The organism is Holdemania filiformis DSM 12042, assembly GCF_000157995.1.
Classification (GTDB): Bacteria; Bacillota_I; Bacilli_A; order Erysipelotrichales; family Erysipelotrichaceae; genus Holdemania; species Holdemania filiformis.
The window spans coordinates 29,682-49,926 of the sequence record NZ_GG657551.1; the positions used below are offsets into that span (position 1 = coordinate 29,682).

Sequence of the window (20,245 nt, forward strand, 5' to 3'; positions counted from 1 at the left end):
GACCAGAGAACATTTTTATTGTTGGCATCCGCAGGTTCAATGTAGGCTTGAAGCGTCACTGTTTCGCCGCGCATGACTGCTGCTTCGCTCTGATTTAACGCGATACCGGAGACCTTCGATTCGACAGTAATCGTGATTTCAGCGCTGACCTCATTGTCCAGAGCGATCGCTCTGATCGTTGCCGTTCCGCCGTTAACCGCCTGGACATAACCAGATTCATCAACGGAGGCAATCTGCGGATCGCTGCTTTCCCAACGAATTGCTTTGTTGTAAGCATTGGATGGCATTACCGAAGCATGCAGCTGCAGGCCTTCCGTTTTTCCCAGCAGAAGATCATCGCCTTCAGTAATCACAACTTGTTCAACATGCAGCACCGCGGCGTTAAAGCGGCTGCAGGCGCTTTCGACTTCATTGACAATCCGCGCCAGTTCCGTATCGTCGTAAGCTGCGCCCTGCTGAATCAGCGAATTCCCAGCCGCAATTGCTTTTTCCACTTCGCTCTTGACCTGGCTGTACATCGCTTCGGAAACAAAGGCGGATGCATCGTTATATTTTGTTAATAACGCCTGCGCTTTTTCCAGAGAAGCTGTCAAAGACAGATTTTCATAGGCTTCCAATTCAACAATGGAATAGCCGCCTTGATAATGTGAACGTTCAATTCCCTTCATCCGCAGATACTGAACCTCAGTCCGTTCAAACGTTAACGTATCCGTTCTTCCCGCTTTTCCGGCATTCTCAATCACTGCGTGATAAAGGTCAAAGTATTCTTCGCCATTCAAGGAGCCTTGAATCTTGTATTCGCGGGCATTGGCCGCTTCCCAGGTAATGACCACCTGGGAGATCGTCCGCTTTTGACCAAGATCGATATCCAGCCACTGATCATTTTCAGCGGCCTTGGTTTCCGCACTCAGGTTGCTTCCAATCAGGTCATTGGACTGTGTATAAGCGGAAGCCCAGCGTGAGGTGCTGGCTGTATAATCGCCGTCGTTGGCATACTTCGCAGCCCGAGCATCATTGACCTGACTGCTCGCCGTCGCCGGATGCGCACCATGAGCTTGGGAAGCGTAGTTGATCGACTGGCTGTCATAGGTCGTTCCCAGCTCAATCTCGCGCGGCTGGCCATCTTTCAGGTTGAAATTTACCTTCAGGGAAACTGAATTGCCTTCGGCCCGGATGATCTGCGCCTCTCCGCGCAATACATCCAGGTGCTGCAAATTCACATTATCGAGGGTCACTGTCGCTTCACTTAACGAGCGGGTAGGATCACTGACAGCCAGACGGATCTTTTCAGCGTTGTCTGTCTTTTCGATGATGATCGACAACGGCTTATCCACCGTCACCTCTCCAGCCGATCCCGCAATAAAGAAGTTCATTGCGATCTGTCCGCTGGCCAGATCCTTGACCGCATGAACGCCGCCTTCCTGTTTGATAATTTGAATGTGCTCATCAGCCGCATAGCCTGCCGTTTCTTCCTGACTGGCATTTGGCAGCACGATGTAAGCATATTGACTGTCGGTTGGTTTCTGCCCATGCTGGACAGCGAGCGATAAGAAGTTGTTGGTTCTTTCCGTATAATCCGTAAACTTGGCCAGCTTATTCACGTCGTTCCAGGTTCCTGTCCGGGTTTCCTTTTTAATCATAATTTCGGCGGGATCCAGGAAGACATAGCCGATGGCATCGCCGGCATTGCCTTCCAGCCAGGCATAAGCCGGATGACTCAGAACTTCTTCGCCATTCTCGCTTAATTTGACAACGCCGTCGACAATCAAGCGATTGGATCCGTCTGCCTTGATCTTACGGTTATCCACAATCGTTTCTACTGTGGCAACCTTGGAATCGCTGCCATCGTTGGTAATCCCGGTACCTAAGAAAATCAGCTGATCCCCGAAAACGAAATAGGACTTGTATCCGCTGATTCCTGAACGACTTCCACTGATATTGGAGTCATTGCCGGTTCCGCTGGCGCTTGGCTTGCTGAAAGGTTTATTTCCAGTCAGAATCAAACCGGTAACGCCGTTCACGCCATCCAGGGTCGTTCCGCCTGCCCAGGCAGACTGCCCGCTGGTATTAAAGCTAATATCCTGATGCGCCGTCGTTACCCCGCTGACCCGGTAATTATCGACAGTTGCGAAATAGTGATCGTTATACTGACTGATGTCTGATGTATAGATCTGGGTATGGCCCATGCCTTGATAACGGCCCTTATTGTTTTCATCGTTACCCTGTTCCGTGTTATACATCCGATTGGATGAATTAGAAACTGTAAATGTGAAATTTTTACGATGAACTACCGTTCTATCCATATAAGAATAGACATTATAACTGTTCTGACGAGTTGCGGTCTCCACATCCTCCGTATTCAGTAAAACCTGAACCCGGATGTAATCGCTGTAAGGAACTAACGAGAAATCCTGAGTTTGCGGCTGGCTGAATTTCTCCGCCGCAATCGTTTTAATCTGCGAACGAAGCTCTGCCGCCGATTCTGTATCCACGGTTTCCGCATACTGCAGAATGGTTCCCATCATCTTCATGCCCATCGTATCGCCTTGCTGCGCCATTCGGGATACCGCACGGCCGCGGACTAAGTCGAGCACGTTGCCGCCGTAGGAAAGGAACGGAATGAAGGAATCTTTTAAGAACGTTTCATACAAAGCGACATCCTCCGGACTGACCGCATGCTCCGTAAAGTTCAGCATGATCAGACAGTTGGTCAATTCGTCCAGCAGTACAAAACCGTAAGATCCATTATACGGAATGGACGTATGCTGGATAAAGCTGCCGTCTTTATAGAAACCATCGCCGGAGGTGACATAGGTGAACAACAGTGCCATGCAGGACTGCGCATGTTCCAGGCGTTCGCTGTTGCCCTCAAAGGCTGCGCGTTTAATTACGATTGAAACTTTATCGATCAGATTGGCGCCCGTTTCTTTTAAGCTGCTGTTCAAGCGGTAATCCGCCTTGGGAACAAACCGGTCGATCGTTTTAACAATTTGCTGCTTCATGGCTGCCGGTAATTCCTCAGCCATCAGAAAAGCCACATCCATCATGGAGCGTGGGCTGCCGATTTCCCAATCCCACCAGTTTGACGAGCCCTTCTTTGTATCTGGTCCGTATTTATTCGCCAGGACAAATTCCATGGCTTCTAAAATCTGAATCCGGACTGTTTCATCCTGATATAAATCAGACAATGGTGTGCGGTACTGCGTCGCGATCATTTTCAGCCGATCCAGCGCTTCAGTGACCTTCGCACCCATTTCCGCGTCATTCATCGCCTTATCCGTCCACAATTCCTGCGTGTTCGGCGAGAGCGGATCTTTCATTGTATTTAAGTAATTCCGGGATTTTCCATCGAGACTCCGGACATTTTCAAGATAGATTTCATCCTGGAAGGTACCGGAAGTATCGCCAACCAACTCGCTGGCCCAGTAATTCATAATTTTCTGATAAGCGGCGTCCTTTTCACTGCTTTCAACCAGGTATTTAACCGCCTGCTGCAGCGATGCCAACGCGGCATCCACGGCATCCTGATCCATTTCTGCCGAGCTTAATACAGCATGGGCTTCGATCAAAGCTTTTTCTACCCGTGCCCAGCTGGCCTGCGTGTATGCCTCAGGAAGCAAGGTTTCCGCTTCGGCGATTGCAGTTTCTAAAGCTTGAATTTCGATTTTATCACTGTAAACCGTCAGCGGAACAGAGGACCGCATCAACGGTTGGGATTTGAGCGTTGCCGTAATGACCGTATTTCCCCGGCCCAGAGCGGTAATTTTACCTTCTTCATTCACGGTCGCCGCTTTCGGATTGGAAGAAGACCAAATCACATCCTGATCCTCGGCGTTGGCTGGATAAACTGCCGCTACCGCTTGCGCCGTTTCGTTGACCGCCAACCGCTGCGCTACAAGCTGGACATCCAGCGATGATGCGGAGACTGGCAGCGGTTCCGAGGTGCTCACAGGAATGATCTGAAAATCATCGACCCAGAAAGTGCCGGTGCTCACTGTTTTTCCAACTGTATCTTTTAAGAACAGATTTACTAAAGACTTCGCTCCATCAGCTTTGTATTCTTCTTCAAAATGAGTCCATTCTACAGCATTTTTAATAGCATGTTCCTGATTAAAAATCTTTAATTTAAAATTCTCAGAATTCATATCCTGCGTTTTATACCAGAATGAAATCTTATACGTCTGTCCCTTGATAAACGGGTAATTCTGAAGTTTAAAATAAGCCTCTTTTGTCGCACCTTCACGCTTTTCAACACGCACGGAATATTGACCTTCATGCTTATCCACTGCATCCTGATAGGCCATATAATATTGAGCTAATGTTTCGTTGCCTTCATAGACTTGATAAATCCACGGTTTGGTCTTCATGTCGTTTTCCCAAACCGCTTTATCCCACCACACCGTAGTATTCGGCTGATCCGGATGCGGAACGACGATCGGTTCCCAGACCTCAAATCCACTGTTATCAAGGATATTCTCATTCGTGGTATCCAAAGCATCGTTAAACTGCCCCAGCACCTCAATTTCCCGCAAATCATAAATATCCGCCGTCTTTTCCAGTAGTTCCAGCTTGATATACCGGGCATTCCCTACCGTTAGAGAATCAATCGCTTTAGCATCGCTCACATCTGCGGTCTTTGTCCAGTTCTTCCCTGTAAAAGAAGTACTGATCGTATAATGGGTTGGTTTCTGATCACCCCAGATCAACTTAACCTGAGCATTTTCAACGACATGATCAAGCTGCAATGTAATCTCAGCGGTCGCTTCGCTGCTGGTCCAGCCTTTTCCATATTGATAATCTACCAGCGCAAAAGCCGAAGTTCCTTCATCGCTTGAGCTTGCCTCCACTGCTGCGCCTAAAGCACGATTCTGACGCAGTTCGGGTGCTTTTTCATCAGAAAGCGTAAGATCCGCCGTCAGCATATAATGATCGGAAAGTTTGTTATTCACTACTTTGATATTATCAATTTCAATATTTTTCGTAGCCAGAATATTATCAACCGCAAAGACCTTCATCGCAGGATCATCATCCGGCCAGTAGGTTCTCAGCCATTGATCATCATGGCCGTTAGCCATATTGAAATAATCCAGCAAGCGGGAAAACTCATAAGTATCCTGATCGGTATTAAAATCGCCCATAATCACTTTATACTCAACAGGATCATTCGCAATCTGTTCCGCAAGCTGCGCCATTTGAACCTGGCGAAGTTCCCGAGCAGTCATCTGCTTCGGAGTCTGCGCGCTCAGATGGACGTTGTAAAGCGCAATCTGTTTTCCATCTTTTTCGACGACAATGCGCTGAGCAACCTTCGTCGCTTCCAGTTCATAAGTTTCCAGCGGACTTGCCGATGATTTCAGAATCGGATACTGAGATACGAATCCAATACCGAATTCCCCTCCCTCATAGTCTCTGAATTTTGCAAAATCAGTGTGCACCAATTTTGTGCTGGTTAATCCGGCCATCATATCGATATTGTTTCGATTGTTGAACATATCAACTTCCTGAACTGCGAGCACTTCAATGTTGTTCTCCGCAATTACATTGGACATCGCAGCCAAATCCGGATGTTTATTCGCTGCGATATTCCAGGTTCCAACGCGCAGCGTTACTGGTGCTTCAGGCGATTGTGCAAAAAGCGGCGTCGCCTGAGATGGAACAATCACAGTCAGTGCCGTGACCAAAGCTGCCAGGAAACTAAGCAGTTTTTTCATCTGTCTTTCCTCTCTTCCCCATGCTTATTCGTCCTGTCTTCATTCCCATCCCTTTATGTTGGAAATAAACGCAAAACGTGTAAGCGTTAACATATTTTCAATTTAGCATGCGGAAAGAGGCTTGTCCAATAAGCATTTTCAATCCATAAGCAATTATTACTAATCTATAAATTATTCTTATAAATTAACAAAAACCTTTTCACAAAAGGGTTGTTTAAACATCAGCCATATAATACAAAGGAAAATAAACTCATTTTATTTCAACTTTAATTCCAATTCCGTCTTTTACTAAAGGTTGTTTTCAATTCACATTTCAAGGATTATATTTGTCCCTTTTTATCTCTATTTTGACTATTCACTTGATTTCCTCGATTGCGTTATTCAATACTTGGAATCGTTAATTTAAAGCTCGTCAGGAAAAAAAGATTTCTCAGTTTCGATTAAGAAATCCTGTTTATTTTATTTCTGCAGCACCAGTGCTTTCACTAACCCAAACCATTCCCGCACGGTATACATCGGAATCAACAAAACCGGCGTTTTTGAGTTCACGGCACTGATTTGTTCGATTCCCAACTGTTTTGCCAGAATCGAAGCACGCAGCTGATGAAAGCTGTCCGTGACGATCACGACATTTTCACTTAAGTTGTTCTGACGCAGCAGCTTTAAAGAATATTTCAGGTTTTCACCCGTATTGCGGGCTTGATTTTCCTCCAAAATTCGATTCGTCTCCAGCCCGTTTTCCACAAGCCAGTTCTTCATGATCGTGCTTTCCGCATAGTCCTCGCCATTGCCCTGGCCTCCGGTCACAATGACCGTACATTCCGGATTTTCATTAGCATAGTCCAGCGCGGCCTGAAGCCGCCGTTCCAGAATTAAGCTCGGCTGATCCGCATTGATCTTCGCCCCCAGCACAATCACGGTGGTTCCCTGATCCTGGGAAGCAGAAATATGCGTATTGGCTGCGTTTACCATGAAGCTGATCAAAATCAGAACCAGTACGCCGCTGATCATCCAGATACCATTCATCCATCGCTTTCCAGAATTCCCCAGTTTTTCATGGATTAAGCCCTCGCTGATCAGCATTGTTCCTAACGTTAGAAAAAAGGCATTGCCGAATTGCAGGGAAACCGTAATCATTGTCAGGCAGGCATAGGCTAAACAAATAATTCCTAAAATCACCATAACTATTTTTCTTTTCATCCTTGATGCCTGCCTTTCTGACGTTAGAATATCATATTTTAAGATGAATATCCGGAATGTCAGAAAACCTTAAGTTCACCGTAAGAGTCCGCGATGTTTCTTTATCAATTCGTATGGATCTTACGTCTATTTTTAACATTCTCTTTCATCTTTATCAAGAAAGCAGCTCGTCATTTAGAAAAGAAGTCCCGGATAAGGTTAAAGAACAAATCAGATCTTGTTCCTCTTTTTTCTAACGAAAAACCGGCGTTCAGCCGGCTTTCTTTCTCCTATTCGCGATTTTTTAATTCTTCCAGCAGTTCCGTTTTGATGGCGTTGAAGGCTTCCTCATCAGAAGTCAGCGGCACGCAGGTGCCAAAGATATTCGCCAGTTCCAATTCGGTCTTCGCTTTATTCATTCGCAGATTGATGCCCGATTCATCCGCATGATAACGCTGACGGATCTGTTTCTCTAATTCGTCCAGACTTGTCGGAACCAGGAAAAAAGCTTTGTTGTCCGGATGTTTAATCCGGATCTGTCCAACGCCCTGCGCTTCAATGGAAATCAGGACATTCTTCCCCATTGCTGTCAAAAACTCCACATGTTCAGCCGGAGTCCCATAGTAATATCCGTTGAATTCAGTATACTCCAGCATCCTGTGATCCCGAACGGCATTCGCAAAGTCCTTATGATTAACAAAGTAATAATCCCAGCCGTCTTTCTCCGTTTCCTTCTTTGGCCGTGTGGTCAAAGATATGATATCCATTAAGCCCAATTCTGGATCGTCCAGCAGCTTCTGACGTACCTGATCTTTACCGATACTGCTGACACCGCTCAAGATGACGACTAATCCTTTTGCCATAAATTCGCCCCTCCCTCAGATTTCATAATGTAGTTATACCGCAAAACGCTGACAATGACAAATATTTTCTTTTTAATTGTAAAATTTTCATCTCAACATGTTGCGTTTACAAGCATGACTCTCTGCGAAATCTGTTCTTCTGAATCTATTATAACAAGAAAACTTCAGAACCTGCATTAGATTGAGGAAATATTCCAACAGATTGCCTGATCTCTTTCTCAGATTCTGGCAAGAACTTCTTTTCAAAAGAAGTAAAATGAATTTTATCATCCATGTTGATTCAAGAATGATAAAATAATGACAAAATAATGATAGAATAATGATAGTAAGTCTATGAAGGAAAGGAGTTGTAACCCGATGGAGACAATGGAGATGAAAAAGAAACTTCCTGTCGGAATTGAAAGCTTTGAAAAAATCAGAACCGCGGGATTTTATTATGTTGATAAGACAACGATGATCCGGGATCTGCTTCAAAAGTGGGGAGAAGTCAATATTTTTACGCGTCCGCGGCGTTTCGGTAAATCTTTAAACATGAGTATGCTGAAAGCTTTTTTTGAAATTGGAACCAATCCCGATTTGTTTAACGGATTAGCCATTGCCCGGGAAACCGCTTTATGCAGCGAATATATGGGAAAATTCCCGGTCGTTTCCATTAGTTTAAAAGGTGTTGAAGCTGACACTTATGCAACTGCCCGCAAATTGGCAGTAAAAGTAATCAATGAAGAAGCCCGCCGATTACAATTCTTATTAGATAGCGAAGTCCTCTCTTACGAAGATAAAGAACTGTTTTCCCAACTGTTGAAAAAAGAGATGGATGATGAAACTTTATGTTTTAGCTTGCGAGAACTGTCAGAACTGCTGCGTAAGCATTTCGGACAAAAGGTCATCATTTTGATTGATGAATACGATGTTCCCCTGGCGAAAGCCAATGAAAAAAACTACTATGCGCCAATGGTTTCTTTAATTCGAAATTTATTTGAACAAGCGCTGAAAACAAATGAAAATTTATATTTTGCGGTTTTGTCAGGATGTCTGCGCGTCGCAAAAGAAAGCATTTTTACCGGCCTGAATAATCCTAAAATTTTCTCAATTACAAATGTGCGTTTTGACGAATATTTCGGTTTTACTGACACCGAGGTTAGAGATCTGTTGAACTATTACCATCTCGATAATAAATATGAAACAATCAAAGATTGGTATGATGGTTATCGTTTCGGCAATATCGACGTTTATTGCCCTTGGGATGTTATCAATTATTGTGACGAATTACTCGATGATCCGTCGCTGGAGCCTAAAGATTACTGGTCGAATACCAGCAGCAACGATGTCATCCGGATATTTATTGAAAAAGTCGACCGTGGTTTAACCAAAAGTGAAATTGAGGCGTTGATCGCGGGGGAAACAGTTTCTAAAGAAATTCATGAAGATCTGACCTATAACAAGCTCTATGAATCTATCGATCATCTTTGGAGTGTTTTATTCACCACCGGTTATTTAACTCAGCGTGGAAAGATTGATGAAAAAACTGTACAGCTGGCTATTCCCAATATGGAAATCCGTAAGCTCTTCATCAATCAAATTATGGTCATGTTCAAAGAACAAGCTGGCCGTGACGGTGAATTATTGAACACTTTCTGTTCAGCATTGGCTGTGGGTCAGCCGGATGAAGTTGAAAGTTGCTTTAACCAGTATTTAGAAAATACCATCAGTATTCGTGACACATTTGTTCGTAAACCTTTGAAAGAAAACTTTTATCATGGTATTTTATTGGGAATTTTAGCGTTTAAAAACGGATGGTATGTTCAATCTAATAAAGCCGCCGGCACAGGTTATGGCGACATTCTGATTCAAATGGAAGAGCTGAATATTGGGATTGTGATCGAAGTCAAATATGCGGAGAATGAAAATCTTACCGAGGTTTGTCAAGATGCTCTGCGGCAGATTGATCAACAAAAATATGATGCTGAACTGAAAAAGGAAGGATTCTCTCTGATTCTCAAGTATGGCATTGCCTGTTGCCGAAAGAAATGTAAAGTCATGGTAGTCAAGGAAGAAATTCCTTCTTTGTAATATTTAGAAGAATTGCGGTAACCTTAACAAGAGGTTCCGCAATTTTTGTTATCCAATTGTTTTCAATCAACCGTTAGGATCTCTATGCATCAACATAAATATCAGAAAAGAGAATCCAGTATAAAACCGAATTCCCTTTTTGTATCGATCTTCATTATTTGATTCCATTCAAATTCTGTCCGTCCTTACGCAGCAGAGCTTCCAACAATCGTGCGAAGCCGTCCTGATCATGCGGAGGGGCAATGATGTCGGCAATCTGCTTCAAAGCATCTGCACCGTTTTCCATAGCCACCTTCATTCCGCTGGCTTCCAGTAATTCCAGATCATTCAGGCCGTCGCCGACCCCCAGGATTTCTGCTTTCTTCAGCTGGTATCGCGCAGCCACCGCTTCAACGCCCAGACCTTTATGCACATTCAGCGGGACAACTTCCAGATAATACGGACGACTCCGGACAAACTTCGCCTTTGTTTTCAATTTTCCCGGAAGAACAAGCGAATCCAACGTTTCCGGTTTATCGGCGATCATGATTTTACAGATATCTGACCGTTTCAACAGAGCTTCAAACTTCGCGACCTCCAGCGGCATATTCGTAATGAAGCTGTCCCGCACCGTATAATGTCCAATTGGATTCAATCCCGTTACAATGGAAATCGGAGATTCCAGATGAAAATTCACGTTCATCCTGCGCAGCTCAGCGACAATTTCCTGCAGTGTTTCCGGCTCAAAAAAGGTTGCCTGCAAGACTGTGCCTGTACCATTTTCATACAGTACGCCGCCGTTGAAACCAACGCTGCAGCACGCTCTTTGGTTCAATCCCAAAGCCTCAAGATAACCCCGCATCCCTGGAAAGGGCCGGCCGGAACAAAGTACAATTTGAATTCCTTGCGCCCTTGCTTTACCTACTGCTTCCAAAGTCCGCGGCGTCAGCTTCATCCCGGCGTCAGTCAACGTTTGATCGATATCGGTGATGATGCATTTAATCATTGCTTAAATCTTCACCGTTGCTTGCAATCACTTTTTTATACCAGTCAAAGCTCTTTTTCTTATATCGCCGGTTGGTGCCCTGACCGGCATCGTTGCGGTCAACATAGATAAATCCATAACGCTTGGACATCTGACCTGTACCGTTAGAAACCAAATCGATCGGTCCCCAATAAGTATAACCGAATAATTCAACGCCGTTGTGGATCGCTTCTTTCATCGCGGTGAAGTGGTCGGTTAGAAATTCAATCCGGTAATCATCCTCAACCGTTCCCTCTACCAGTTCTTCCTTCAGGCCCAGGCCATTCTCTGCGATGAAAATCGGAACCTGATACCGGTCATACAAATCGGTTAACGCCAGATATAAACCATCCGGATCAATCGACCAGCCGGAAGGCGTCAGCTTCAGATATGGATTGGTCTGCCCGGTTGAAACAATATCCTGGCGGCCGATCTGCTGCTGATCTCCATCGACGAGCGCGTCCGATTTATTGGTGTCCTTCTGCACGGATTCAATATAATCCTTACCCGCAATCCGGGACCGGTAATAGGTAAACGATAAGAAATCGACAGGATTTTCTTTGATGATCCGCATATCTTCTTCTTCATATTCGATCTCAATGTGATGTTCTTCTAAATACTGCCAGATATAGGATGGATATTCTCCGCGCACCTGCACATCAGGATAGAAATACGATTTCTGCTTGCATTTGGAAACCACAACGGAATCCTTCGGATCACAGGTGATCGGATACATTGTCTTATATTCGATGACAGAGCCAACTTGAGCGGCCGGATCGGTTTCATGAATATATTTTGTCGCCAGCGATGACGCGACAAACTGATGATGGGAAGCCTGGAAACATTTCTGCTCGAGATTTTCACTGTCGGCGCGGATACCGGCGGTCATCCACATCATCGGATAATTGACATTATTCCCGATCTCGTTAAACGTCAGCCAGTAGCTGACCTTGCCGCGGTAGCGATCGACGATTGTCCTGACAAATTTCATATAGAATTCAATCCACTTCCGGTTATCCCATCCGCCATATTTTTTCACCAGTGCCAGCGGCATTTCATAATGGGAAATCGTGATCATGATCTTCATGTTCTTGGCGATCAATTCGTCAAACATTGCGTCATAGAATTGCAGGCCGGCTTCATTGGGTGTTTCTTCCTCGCCGGTTGGATAAATTCGCGTCCAGGCAATTGAAGTGCGGTAGACGTTCCAGCCCATTTCCGCAAACAGCGCGATATCCTCTTTATAATGATGGTAGAAATCAATCGCTTCATGCGTGGGGTAGAACGGCTGATCCTCCTGCGGTCCGCCGAAGATGCCGTGCGGCTGAACGTCTGCGACGGAAGGCAGTTTGCCATCCGCTAAATAAGCTCCCTCATATTGATTGGCCGCCGTGGCTCCACCCCACAAGAATCCCTTGGGGAAACCCTTTGGCGCTTGAATCTCTTTTGTATTTTTCATCTTATTTGTCCTTTCCTTCCTTTATTTGATAGGTCGCAATCCGGCTTTGCCCTTTTTTGACAAAGCCGCTGCGCTGTATATCGAGCTGAAAAGCATCGGCGTTGGGAAACAACGTCATCGTTGTCATATCCATTTCTTTCTGATTCATGAGATAAGAATCGAAGCGGATAATTTTATCGCCGCGCTTTACTGTATCCCCTTCCTGAACATAAGCTTTAAAACCCTTTCCCTGCAAGCTCACCGTATCAATTCCGATGTGCACGAGTATTTCCAACCCATCGGGATTAACTAAGCCGAACGCATGCAGAGTCGGATACAACATCGTGATTTTCCCGTCGCAGGGGGCGGCGACAATTTCACCTTCCGGCTGGACCGCCGCTCCATCGCCCAGCATTTTCTGCGCGAACACTTCATCCCGAACTTCGCTCAGCGGGAGTAAACGGCCGCTGATGACCGCGGTGATCTCGGTTTGCGGACAGCTTGAGGCTTGTCTTTTGAAAAGATTCAGCATCGGCGTCAGTCGTTCACCGTTTTCCCGTTATACAGCACAAAGGTGGCCAGGAAAGAAACGAGGAACGCCGCGATCACACCCGCTACAATCGCCATCATCGTATTCTCGAAAATGACAACGCCCAGAATACTGGAATATCCCATGGAAAAGGCTTTCGCCCCCATAAATCCGGCAACCGCCCCGCCGACCAGACCGCCGGCCACAACGCCGAAGATCGGTGTTCTTAAACGCAGATTGATGCCATAGAGCGCAGGCTCGGAAACTCCGGAAATTATCGCGCCGATCGCCGCGGACAGCGCGCTGGATTTCAAATCTTTATCTTTCGTTTTCAGCATGACTGCCAGACAGGAACCGCCTTCTGCGATGTTGTGCAGAATCCAGCCTGGACGGAAAACATTATCGTAGCCGACCGACGTGAATAATTCGGTCATCGGCGCGACCATTAGCATGTTGACGCCCATCATGACTAAGAAATGGATGAATCGCCGCAATGATGCCCGGCGCAAAGCCTCCGACATGAGCCTGCAGCCAGACAATACCGGTCACAATCCAGGTACCGACGACAACACCAGCCGGTCCCAGAATTAAAATCGTCACCGGATAGCCGACCAGGAATACACACAGCGGGGCAAAGACGGACCGCAGCATCCCAGGAATCACACGGTAGAAGAATTTCTCCAGATAGGCTAACAGAATCGCTGAGAAAATCGCCGGCAGCAGCGAACTGGAATAACTGACCAGCTTCACCGGCAGCCCCAGCATCGTGACCGGATCCCCCGCTGCGACCATCGCCGCAAAATCAGGATAAAGCAGTGCGGCCGCCACGGTGATCGCAAACGCCGGATTGGATTTCAAGACGCGGGACGCGCCGTAAGCAACCAGAATTGGCATGAAATAGAATGGCGCCTGCGACATGAAGTTAAACAACATATACGTCGTGCTGGACGTTACCGCCGGATAGAAATAGGAAGCCAATGACAGAATGACCCGCAACATGCCCGCTCCGAATAAGACGGTAATAAACGGCGTCAAGGACGCGGACATGAACTGAATCGCCTTCATGAAATAATCTTTTATTGTTTTCTTTTTTCCCTTCAGCGCCAGATCTTCCGTATGGTTTTCCGCCACGACATCGCCGGTTTCGACTTCGTAATTCTTAACGATTTCGTCAAACACCGGAAACAGATTTTCCCCCAGAATTACCTGATACTGACCCGAGCCATAAACCACGCCCAAGACGCCGGTCAGCTGTTTGATTTCAGCATCCTTCGCCATTGAGCGGTCCTTGAGTACAAACCGCAGCCGTGTAACGCAATGTGATACTGTATGAACGTTGCCGGAACCGCCGACGTTTTCCATAATCGCCGCGGCTAATGCAGAATAATCAATTTTAGCCATAAGTTTCTCCCTTCGCTATTACGCTTTATGACTTCCGCCCTGCTGATCCCACAGCCGGACGATATGAATCATCAGATATAACCGATCTTCATCGGTTAGCGAGTAAGCATAGTGTTCCAGAACATAGTTAGAAATCAGATCAACACAGCGGCTGGCTTGCTCATAGCCGGTGGAAAACTGGGATAACATGGACCCCAGCGATCCTTCGCTGCGCCGGACTTGTTCAAAAAGGATGCTTCGCATAAAGAATTTCAGATGGATAATGAAGCGGGAAACCGCCATGGAATCTTCATCCAGCGTCAGATCCAATGTTTGCTCCACAAGCTTGATGATTTCGCTGACACCCTGCATAATCCGCAGCGCATCATGGTTCGGTCTTTTTTCCGCGGCGGTAATCAGATGGAAGGCAATCGACGTCGATTCTTCCCGTTTCAGCTGGATATGCAGCGTTTCGTTGATCAGACGAACCGCTTTTTTTCCCACCTCATATTCATCTTTATAAAACCGCTTCACTTCCTCGTTGACCAGCGCCGGCATATCAAAGCCGGCTTTGTACTGATTGACGCTGAATTGAATATGGTCCGCCAAAGCTACGACCAGATTCACATTAAACGTCATTTTGAGATCTTCCTGCGCGATGTCAATAATCCTCTGCGTCAGCTCAATGATCTCAAAGGGTACCTGTTCAAACAAAGAAAGCAGCTGCGGGCGGGCAGATCCATCGACCAGTACATACGTCTTCATTACTTCGCGGCTGTGGATTACGTCATACTTCTGCTTGCGGAATCCCAGCCCTTTGCCGATCGCGACAACTTCGTGGCCTTTGAAGTCCTCGGCGATGACAATGTTGTTGTTTATGATTCGTTTGACCAGCAGCGTATCTTTCAGCATAAGCTCAAACGAGTCTTGTCCTGCATCATCTTTTCCTCTTGCCTCCTTCCCAGAGAAGAACAAAAAAAGGCAAACTCCAAATTGGGTGTCCTCTCAACAACCCATTGGAATTTGCCCTAATCTTAAGATTAAGTAACAAGTCCGGTTTCTATTTTTGTTCCTAATTTTATTATAATGAAAGCGATTGCAGATTGTCAATAGTGATTTTACGTTTCCATTATTTACATCGATATTCTACCCTTTGCTTTATTATTGCCGGATTTTTAATCCTTCCCTCAACGATTCAACGCAGCTCCAATAAAATCAGCTAAACACGAAATACTCAGCGGACTCCGGCTGCGGTTGCCGGACTCTCCATCCGCGCCTGGGATTGCATGAATTCAATAAACAGCTGCTGAGCCAGCGTGATTTCCTCGTCCTTCCGTGTGATAGCGTAAATTCCCCAATCATCCGTTTCACCAAGATTCAGCGGCAGGACCTTAACCTTCGATGGGGAAGGATGCGTATCCTTCCGATAATCCGGGAACGCAAAGCTGACCGACCGGTTCTCCAGCACGAGGTTGCGTGAAATATTCACATCCGCGGTAATTATGGAAAACGTCGGTGAAAAACCATTCTCATGACATTTCTGCACATAATAGCGATGCAGATCATATTTTTCTCCAAAACCGACCATCGGCACATCCTTTAAATCCTGAAACGTCAGCGATACTTTTTTTGCCAGCGGATGATCGACGTGCATGCACACATGCAGATCACTCTTTTTGATCAGACAGTAACGAAACCCCTGTATGTAGGCCGGCGTGGTTCCGATCAAGCCCAGATCGGCTTCGCCTTCCGTCACATGCCGCAATATCGTTTCATTGTCTTCTTCCTTCGTCGATAATAAAATGGAAGAATATGCGGTGGAAAACCGTGCAAAAATCTCAGCTGACAAATTCAAAACAATGCCGGCGCCCATGACGATTTTAAGTTCGTTTTTCTTATCTCCGGCCTGTTTCATCATCGCTGCTTCAAACTGACCGAAAGCGCGGACAATTTTTGCCGCTTCCTTCTGAAAAATCAGCCCTAACGGCGTTAAGGCCAGCGCATTCTTCCGATTGATCAGAAGCGGCGACTGCAGCTCCGTTTCCAACTGACGTACCGCCTGTGCAACCGCCTGCCGGCTGATATATAATTCCTCTGCCGCTTTGGTATAATTCAATGTCCGGCTGACGGTCAGAAAATAACGCAGATGCTGAATGTCCATCCGAACTCCCCCCTGTCTTTCTCCCGGCAGTTAATTTGATCCTTCTTGCACAAAGTAAGTTTCCCTTGCGCTGACGCAAAAAAAGACTGCTTTTTTCCGGATCCGAAACCGCCTACAATATCAATTAAAGAGCATTGTGCATTTATTGTCAATCTTATAAAAGCACAGTTTGACTCGAAAACACAAGGAGGAAGGAAATGAAAAACACGGACAAACTCGCGCAGGGAATCTCCCGGCGTGACTTCATCAAAGGTGCGGCAGCGGGGGCTGTCGGCTTAGCGGCCGCCGGCATGCTGGGCGGCTGTGCTTCAGACAACGATGCGAAAACCCCGGAGGCTTCATCAGCGCCTGTCAACAACGATGTCTTAACCGCCGATATGATGGCGCAGAAGAAATGGTCATTTGAAATTGCACCGGATCCAATCCCGGATTCTGAAATCAAAGAAACGATCGAACATGACATCATCGTCATCGGTTCCGGTATGGCCGGCTTATGCACGATGTGCTCAGCTATGGAACAGGGCGCTGATGTTCTGATGTTCTCCGCCGGCTCCCAGCCGTATTCCCGCGGCGGTTCCAATCATGCGGTAGGTTCCAAATATCAAAAGGCCAAAGGTATTGATTATTCGCCGGAAATTGCCCGGGAAATCGTAAAAACGGAACAGACCTCCGGCACTTATTTCATGGATAAAAAGAAATGGGAACGATGGATCAACAACAGTGCGGAATCCGTCGACTGGATGATCGACAAAATGGAAGCGAAAGGATTGCATGTCTGCCTGGAACCTGGCTATTATGATCCGGACGGAGTCCTAACCGTGCCTAGCGCTTCGCACAATTTCTGGAATGAGGAACAGCCGTTCGGCGCTCTGTTCGGCGCACCGCTGCAGGCTCAGGCCTATGCCAGCCACATCGCGGACATGGGTGGAGAAATCCATTATAAGACCGTCGCAAAATATTTGATCCGGGAAAATGACAACACCGGACGCGTTTCCGCTGTTGTTGCGCAGAAGGAAGACGGAAGCTATGTTAAATATGTCGGCCGCAAGGCGATCGTGCTGGCTACCGGCGACTTCTCCCGAAATAAAGATATGATGGCCAAGTATTCGCCATGGGCTTACGAAATCTTTAAAGATACTTTATCGGATGAGATCGATTATGATGCAGGTCTGGTCTATAACGGTTTAATGCCGGGCGATGGTCAGAAAATGGGACTGTGGGTCGGCGCTGCCTGGCAGAAAACCTATCCTTGCGCTCCGATGATCAACGGCGGTGTGCCAGGGCCTTCGCATGCGGTTATCTCCAATTTCTGGGGCTTGAATCTGGATATCCGCGGTCAGCGTTTCCAGAACGAAGTCACCAACTTCGCTTATGGCGCGATGTCGGTTCTCCAGCTGCCGCAGCGCACCGCTTTCGGCGTCTGGGATGTCAATTATGCCTATACCCAGGATCAGTGGGAACCGTTCGGCCATTGCGTTGACGAGGAAAACGGCATCAAAGCTTATTCCCCGGAAGAATATATTGAAATGTGGAACAGCAACTCCAATTATTTCAAAGCCGATACCCTGGAAGAACTGGTCGAAAAGATGTATGAGGGTTACAGCGATGAAGTGAAAGCAAATGCGCTTGCCAGCATTAAGCGCTACAATGAATTTGCCAAAGCGGGCAAGGATGATGAATTCCATGTGAACCCGGAAGTGCTCTATCCGATCGAAACGGCTCCGTTCTACGGTTCCAAGGTGACAGGCGCTACCTTCCTCACGGTCTGCGGCGGTCTGCGCACTAACGATCATCTGCAGGTCTGCGACGCTGACGATCAGCCGATTGAAGGTTTGTATAACACTGGCATCATGGTAGGCGATTTCTATGCCAACTCCTACAACTTCGTCATGCCGGGACAGAACTTGGGCGCCGTCTGCTGCACGCTGTCCTATCTGTTAGGCCGCGAACTGGCGGAACTTTAATTTAGATTTTAAATCCGGCAACCTTCGGTTCGCCGGATTCTTTTGTTTATGGATTCAGGCGGAAGGAAGTCGGAATAAAGACATGCGCTAAAGACTCTCCCTTCTCAATAATCTCGAAATCAATGCCCGAATTCTGGACGGACTGAGAGAAGAAGTAGCTCCGCTGCTGATCTTCCGTAATGAAAACATAACCATAAGACTCACTGTCCAAGTCCTCGGCAAATCCCTGGCCTGAGTTGAAGCATACAGGGATGGGGATTACTTTCGAATTGGCATTGATCAATAATTCCTCGATCAGATCGCGCAGAACTTCACCACTGACCATTTCTGTTTCATATAAAGGGCCGTTCAGATAACCGCCAATGGTCTTTTTGGCGATCAGCGGTTGATCCGCTTGCGGAAGAAAGTTATGGTAATCCGCAGCCGGACAGGCGCTGCGGTCAACTACTTCGCAGGCCACCTTCCTTAAGAGCATTCCAGAAAAACGACTGACAGCCTTACAAGCTTCGATGTCGACAAGAACCGGTGCGCTGTCGGGATCCACCGCGCGGCTTTGCGTGAAAATATTTCCGTCTGCGTATTCAGAATAAGGATAAAGCGTTAAATATTCTGTTCGATCTAATTCTTCCTGAATCGGCGGACCTGCGATCACCGTCGCTGGCGCGGTGGTCACCGTCACATCGCCCTCCTTATCCCGCAGCGTAAAAACGAACCGGAAGACTTGATCCTGATCAAACTGAAAAGAATCCAGGGCGTAGATCAGCACCCTTTCCGTTCGAATTTCTTCCTCGGGTATGGTCGATCCATCTGTCGGAAGCAGCTGTTCTTTCCATCGCTTCCATTGATTCCCCTGTTTGATTTCAACGTAATTCTCGATGATTTCATACTTTGGAGAACGGACTTGCGGATCAAGAATAACCGCAATTTTCCCCTGCTTATAAAATTCTTCCCGGCCGCCAACAATTTGCACGATATACCTTGCTTCTTCCGATACGGAAGTTTCCTCTGGTGTCATACCGGTCGTCGTCGCACAGGAACAGAGCCAAAACAAGTTCGCACAAAACAAAATGATCCTTTTTCCCATGCTTTTCTCCTCCTTTTCTCAATCCATTATCAAGGTCGATCCAACTGCATATCGAATACCGATGTCAGTTTCTTAAACTGCCGGATGCAATCCTGTTTTTTCATCCTTTCGGCAGTTTCCGCATTCCCGGAAAAGGCCAGAAAAAAGACGTCAGTGTGCTGATAAGTTCGCCAATCACCCATGATGGTCAAATCTGCAATCTTATTTATTCCAAGCATATCATAGTGTTTTCCGAAATAAATTTCCCATGGAGTTTCACTGTCACAAAAATGAAGTCCGCCTTCTAAGGCACTCACCAGACCTTCCGTTTTTTTAATCTGGCAGGCCTGACCGTCGAACTCGATCAGGATAAAATCAGGAGTGCTCACCAGTTTTAGGTCACCTGCCGCCTCTGTCTTTTCATCGGCGCTGGTAAAACGAACGATTGACAAGGTTTTTTCGCCTTGAAATTCACGTTCAGAAATGTAAAAAGCCATGATCAAACCAAACGCAGTCATCAGCGAAATAACCGAGATTAAAATGATGATCAGAGCTGGCTTTCCCTTCATGGTCATTCCCCCTATCCACAGTTCTTTGTTTTTACAAGAATGACGTCCACATTATAAGAGGTAAACCCTCCGCAGATTGACAGGTCATGGATTCTGATTTCATTATAACTAGTTTCTATCAAGAAAGGTGAAGAAACTTTTATCAGAGAAAAGTATTTAAATTTTGACTGCCAAAAACAAAAAATCCCCTTAGCAGGAGGAAAATCTGAAACTACTTTGCTTATTTAATATTGTTATCGTACTTCACTGTTTATTCAAATCCTGGCGAATACGTTTATTTTTAAGCCTGATGAAATAAACCACGCTTCTTTGAAA

At 46.4% G+C, this 20,245-nt stretch carries 14 protein-coding genes; 2 read left to right on the top strand and 12 right to left on the bottom strand.

The window, feature by feature from the left end; genetic code table 11:
* The 3 genes from HOLDEFILI_RS00140 to HOLDEFILI_RS00150 form a co-directional block, all read right to left on the bottom strand.
* Window positions 1–5,711 (bottom strand): polysaccharide lyase family 8 super-sandwich domain-containing protein (locus HOLDEFILI_RS00140; RefSeq protein WP_006057250.1); only part of this gene is annotated, 5,711 nt, incomplete at its 3' end.
* Window positions 5,712–6,170: 459 nt separating this feature from the next.
* Window positions 6,171–6,911 (bottom strand): YdcF family protein, encoded by a 741-nt coding sequence (locus tag HOLDEFILI_RS00145; protein ID WP_006057251.1) that lies wholly within the window; start codon window positions 6,909–6,911, stop codon window positions 6,171–6,173.
* Window positions 6,912–7,180: 269 nt separating this feature from the next.
* Window positions 7,181–7,753 (bottom strand): guanylate kinase, encoded by a 573-nt coding sequence (locus HOLDEFILI_RS00150; RefSeq protein ID WP_006057253.1) that lies wholly within the window; start codon window positions 7,751–7,753, stop codon window positions 7,181–7,183.
* A 372-nt stretch (window positions 7,754–8,125) separates the two neighbouring features.
* Here HOLDEFILI_RS00150 and HOLDEFILI_RS00155 point away from each other — a divergent pair, with 372 nt between their 5' ends.
* Complete coding sequence (locus HOLDEFILI_RS00155; protein ID WP_208854930.1) at window positions 8,126–9,823, top strand: AAA family ATPase; 1,698 nt, start codon at window positions 8,126–8,128, stop codon at window positions 9,821–9,823.
* A gap of 154 nt (window positions 9,824–9,977) precedes the next feature.
* Here the strand turns inward: HOLDEFILI_RS00155 and HOLDEFILI_RS00160 are convergent, their stop codons facing one another.
* From HOLDEFILI_RS00160 to HOLDEFILI_RS00185, 7 genes are all read right to left on the bottom strand, one after another.
* Complete coding sequence (locus HOLDEFILI_RS00160; protein ID WP_006057256.1) at window positions 9,978–10,808, bottom strand: Cof-type HAD-IIB family hydrolase; 831 nt, start codon at window positions 10,806–10,808, stop codon at window positions 9,978–9,980.
* Complete coding sequence (locus HOLDEFILI_RS00165; RefSeq protein WP_006057257.1) at window positions 10,801–12,285, bottom strand: glycoside hydrolase family 1 protein; 1,485 nt, start codon at window positions 12,283–12,285, stop codon at window positions 10,801–10,803. Before HOLDEFILI_RS00165 ends, HOLDEFILI_RS00160 begins: the two co-directional genes overlap by 8 nt.
* 1 nt (window position 12,286) lies before the next feature.
* A complete protein-coding gene (locus HOLDEFILI_RS00170) occupies window positions 12,287–12,796 on the bottom strand; it encodes a PTS sugar transporter subunit IIA (RefSeq protein ID WP_006057258.1) in 510 nt (169 codons plus the stop codon).
* Between the two features lie 5 nt (window positions 12,797–12,801).
* Window positions 12,802–13,245: a PTS sugar transporter subunit IIBC family protein gene (locus tag HOLDEFILI_RS19995; RefSeq protein WP_208854931.1), complete on the bottom strand. Its 444-nt coding sequence runs from the start codon at window positions 13,243–13,245 to the stop codon at window positions 12,802–12,804.
* Window positions 13,193–14,194, bottom strand: coding sequence for a PTS transporter subunit EIIC (locus HOLDEFILI_RS00175; protein ID WP_006057260.1), 1,002 nt, complete (start codon window positions 14,192–14,194; stop codon window positions 13,193–13,195). Before HOLDEFILI_RS00175 ends, HOLDEFILI_RS19995 begins: the two co-directional genes overlap by 53 nt.
* A gap of 18 nt (window positions 14,195–14,212) precedes the next feature.
* Entirely contained in the window at window positions 14,213–15,085 is an 873-nt protein-coding gene (locus HOLDEFILI_RS00180) for a PRD domain-containing protein (protein ID WP_039863526.1), read from the bottom strand.
* Between the two features lie 322 nt (window positions 15,086–15,407).
* Window positions 15,408–16,334: a LysR family transcriptional regulator gene (locus HOLDEFILI_RS00185; protein WP_006057262.1), complete on the bottom strand. Its 927-nt coding sequence runs from the start codon at window positions 16,332–16,334 to the stop codon at window positions 15,408–15,410.
* 197 nt (window positions 16,335–16,531) lie between these two features.
* Here HOLDEFILI_RS00185 and HOLDEFILI_RS00190 point away from each other — a divergent pair, with 197 nt between their 5' ends.
* Entirely contained in the window at window positions 16,532–18,298 is a 1,767-nt protein-coding gene (locus tag HOLDEFILI_RS00190) for an FAD-dependent oxidoreductase (protein ID WP_006057263.1), read from the top strand.
* A 46-nt stretch (window positions 18,299–18,344) separates the two neighbouring features.
* Here HOLDEFILI_RS00190 and HOLDEFILI_RS00195 read toward each other — a convergent pair whose 3' ends face one another.
* Window positions 18,345–19,382, bottom strand: a complete 1,038-nt coding sequence (locus HOLDEFILI_RS00195) for a hypothetical protein (RefSeq protein WP_039863528.1) — start codon at window positions 19,380–19,382, stop codon at window positions 18,345–18,347.
* Window positions 19,383–19,411: 29 nt separating this feature from the next.
* On the bottom strand, window positions 19,412–19,930 hold the full coding sequence (locus HOLDEFILI_RS00200) for a hypothetical protein (RefSeq protein WP_039863530.1): 519 nt from the start codon (window positions 19,928–19,930) through the stop codon (window positions 19,412–19,414).
* Window positions 19,931–20,245: the final 315 nt, after the last annotated feature.

Bases quoted from the DNA above. Each gene is read 5' to 3' on its own strand.
- HOLDEFILI_RS00155 (WP_208854930.1), top strand. From the start codon at position 8,126: ATGAAAAAGAAACTTCCTGTCGGAATTGAAAGCTTTGAAAAAATCAGA.
- HOLDEFILI_RS00175 (WP_006057260.1), bottom strand. From the start codon at position 14,194: ATGGCTAAAATTGATTATTCTGCATTAGCCGCGGCGATTATGGAAAAC.
- HOLDEFILI_RS00165 (WP_006057257.1), bottom strand. From the start codon at position 12,285: ATGAAAAATACAAAAGAGATTCAAGCGCCAAAGGGTTTCCCCAAGGGA.
- HOLDEFILI_RS00190 (WP_006057263.1), top strand. From the start codon at position 16,532: ATGAAAAACACGGACAAACTCGCGCAGGGAATCTCCCGGCGTGACTTC.
- HOLDEFILI_RS19995 (WP_208854931.1), bottom strand. From the start codon at position 13,245: ATGCTAATGGTCGCGCCGATGACCGAATTATTCACGTCGGTCGGCTAC.
- HOLDEFILI_RS00145 (WP_006057251.1), bottom strand. From the start codon at position 6,911: ATGAAAAGAAAAATAGTTATGGTGATTTTAGGAATTATTTGTTTAGCC.
- HOLDEFILI_RS00195 (WP_039863528.1), bottom strand. From the start codon at position 19,382: ATGGGAAAAAGGATCATTTTGTTTTGTGCGAACTTGTTTTGGCTCTGT.
- HOLDEFILI_RS00150 (WP_006057253.1), bottom strand. From the start codon at position 7,753: ATGGCAAAAGGATTAGTCGTCATCTTGAGCGGTGTCAGCAGTATCGGT.
- HOLDEFILI_RS00185 (WP_006057262.1), bottom strand. From the start codon at position 16,334: ATGGACATTCAGCATCTGCGTTATTTTCTGACCGTCAGCCGGACATTG.
- HOLDEFILI_RS00160 (WP_006057256.1), bottom strand. From the start codon at position 10,808: ATGATTAAATGCATCATCACCGATATCGATCAAACGTTGACTGACGCC.
- HOLDEFILI_RS00170 (WP_006057258.1), bottom strand. From the start codon at position 12,796: ATGCTGAATCTTTTCAAAAGACAAGCCTCAAGCTGTCCGCAAACCGAG.
- HOLDEFILI_RS00200 (WP_039863530.1), bottom strand. From the start codon at position 19,930: ATGAAGGGAAAGCCAGCTCTGATCATCATTTTAATCTCGGTTATTTCG.
- HOLDEFILI_RS00180 (WP_039863526.1), bottom strand. From the start codon at position 15,085: ATGCTGAAAGATACGCTGCTGGTCAAACGAATCATAAACAACAACATT.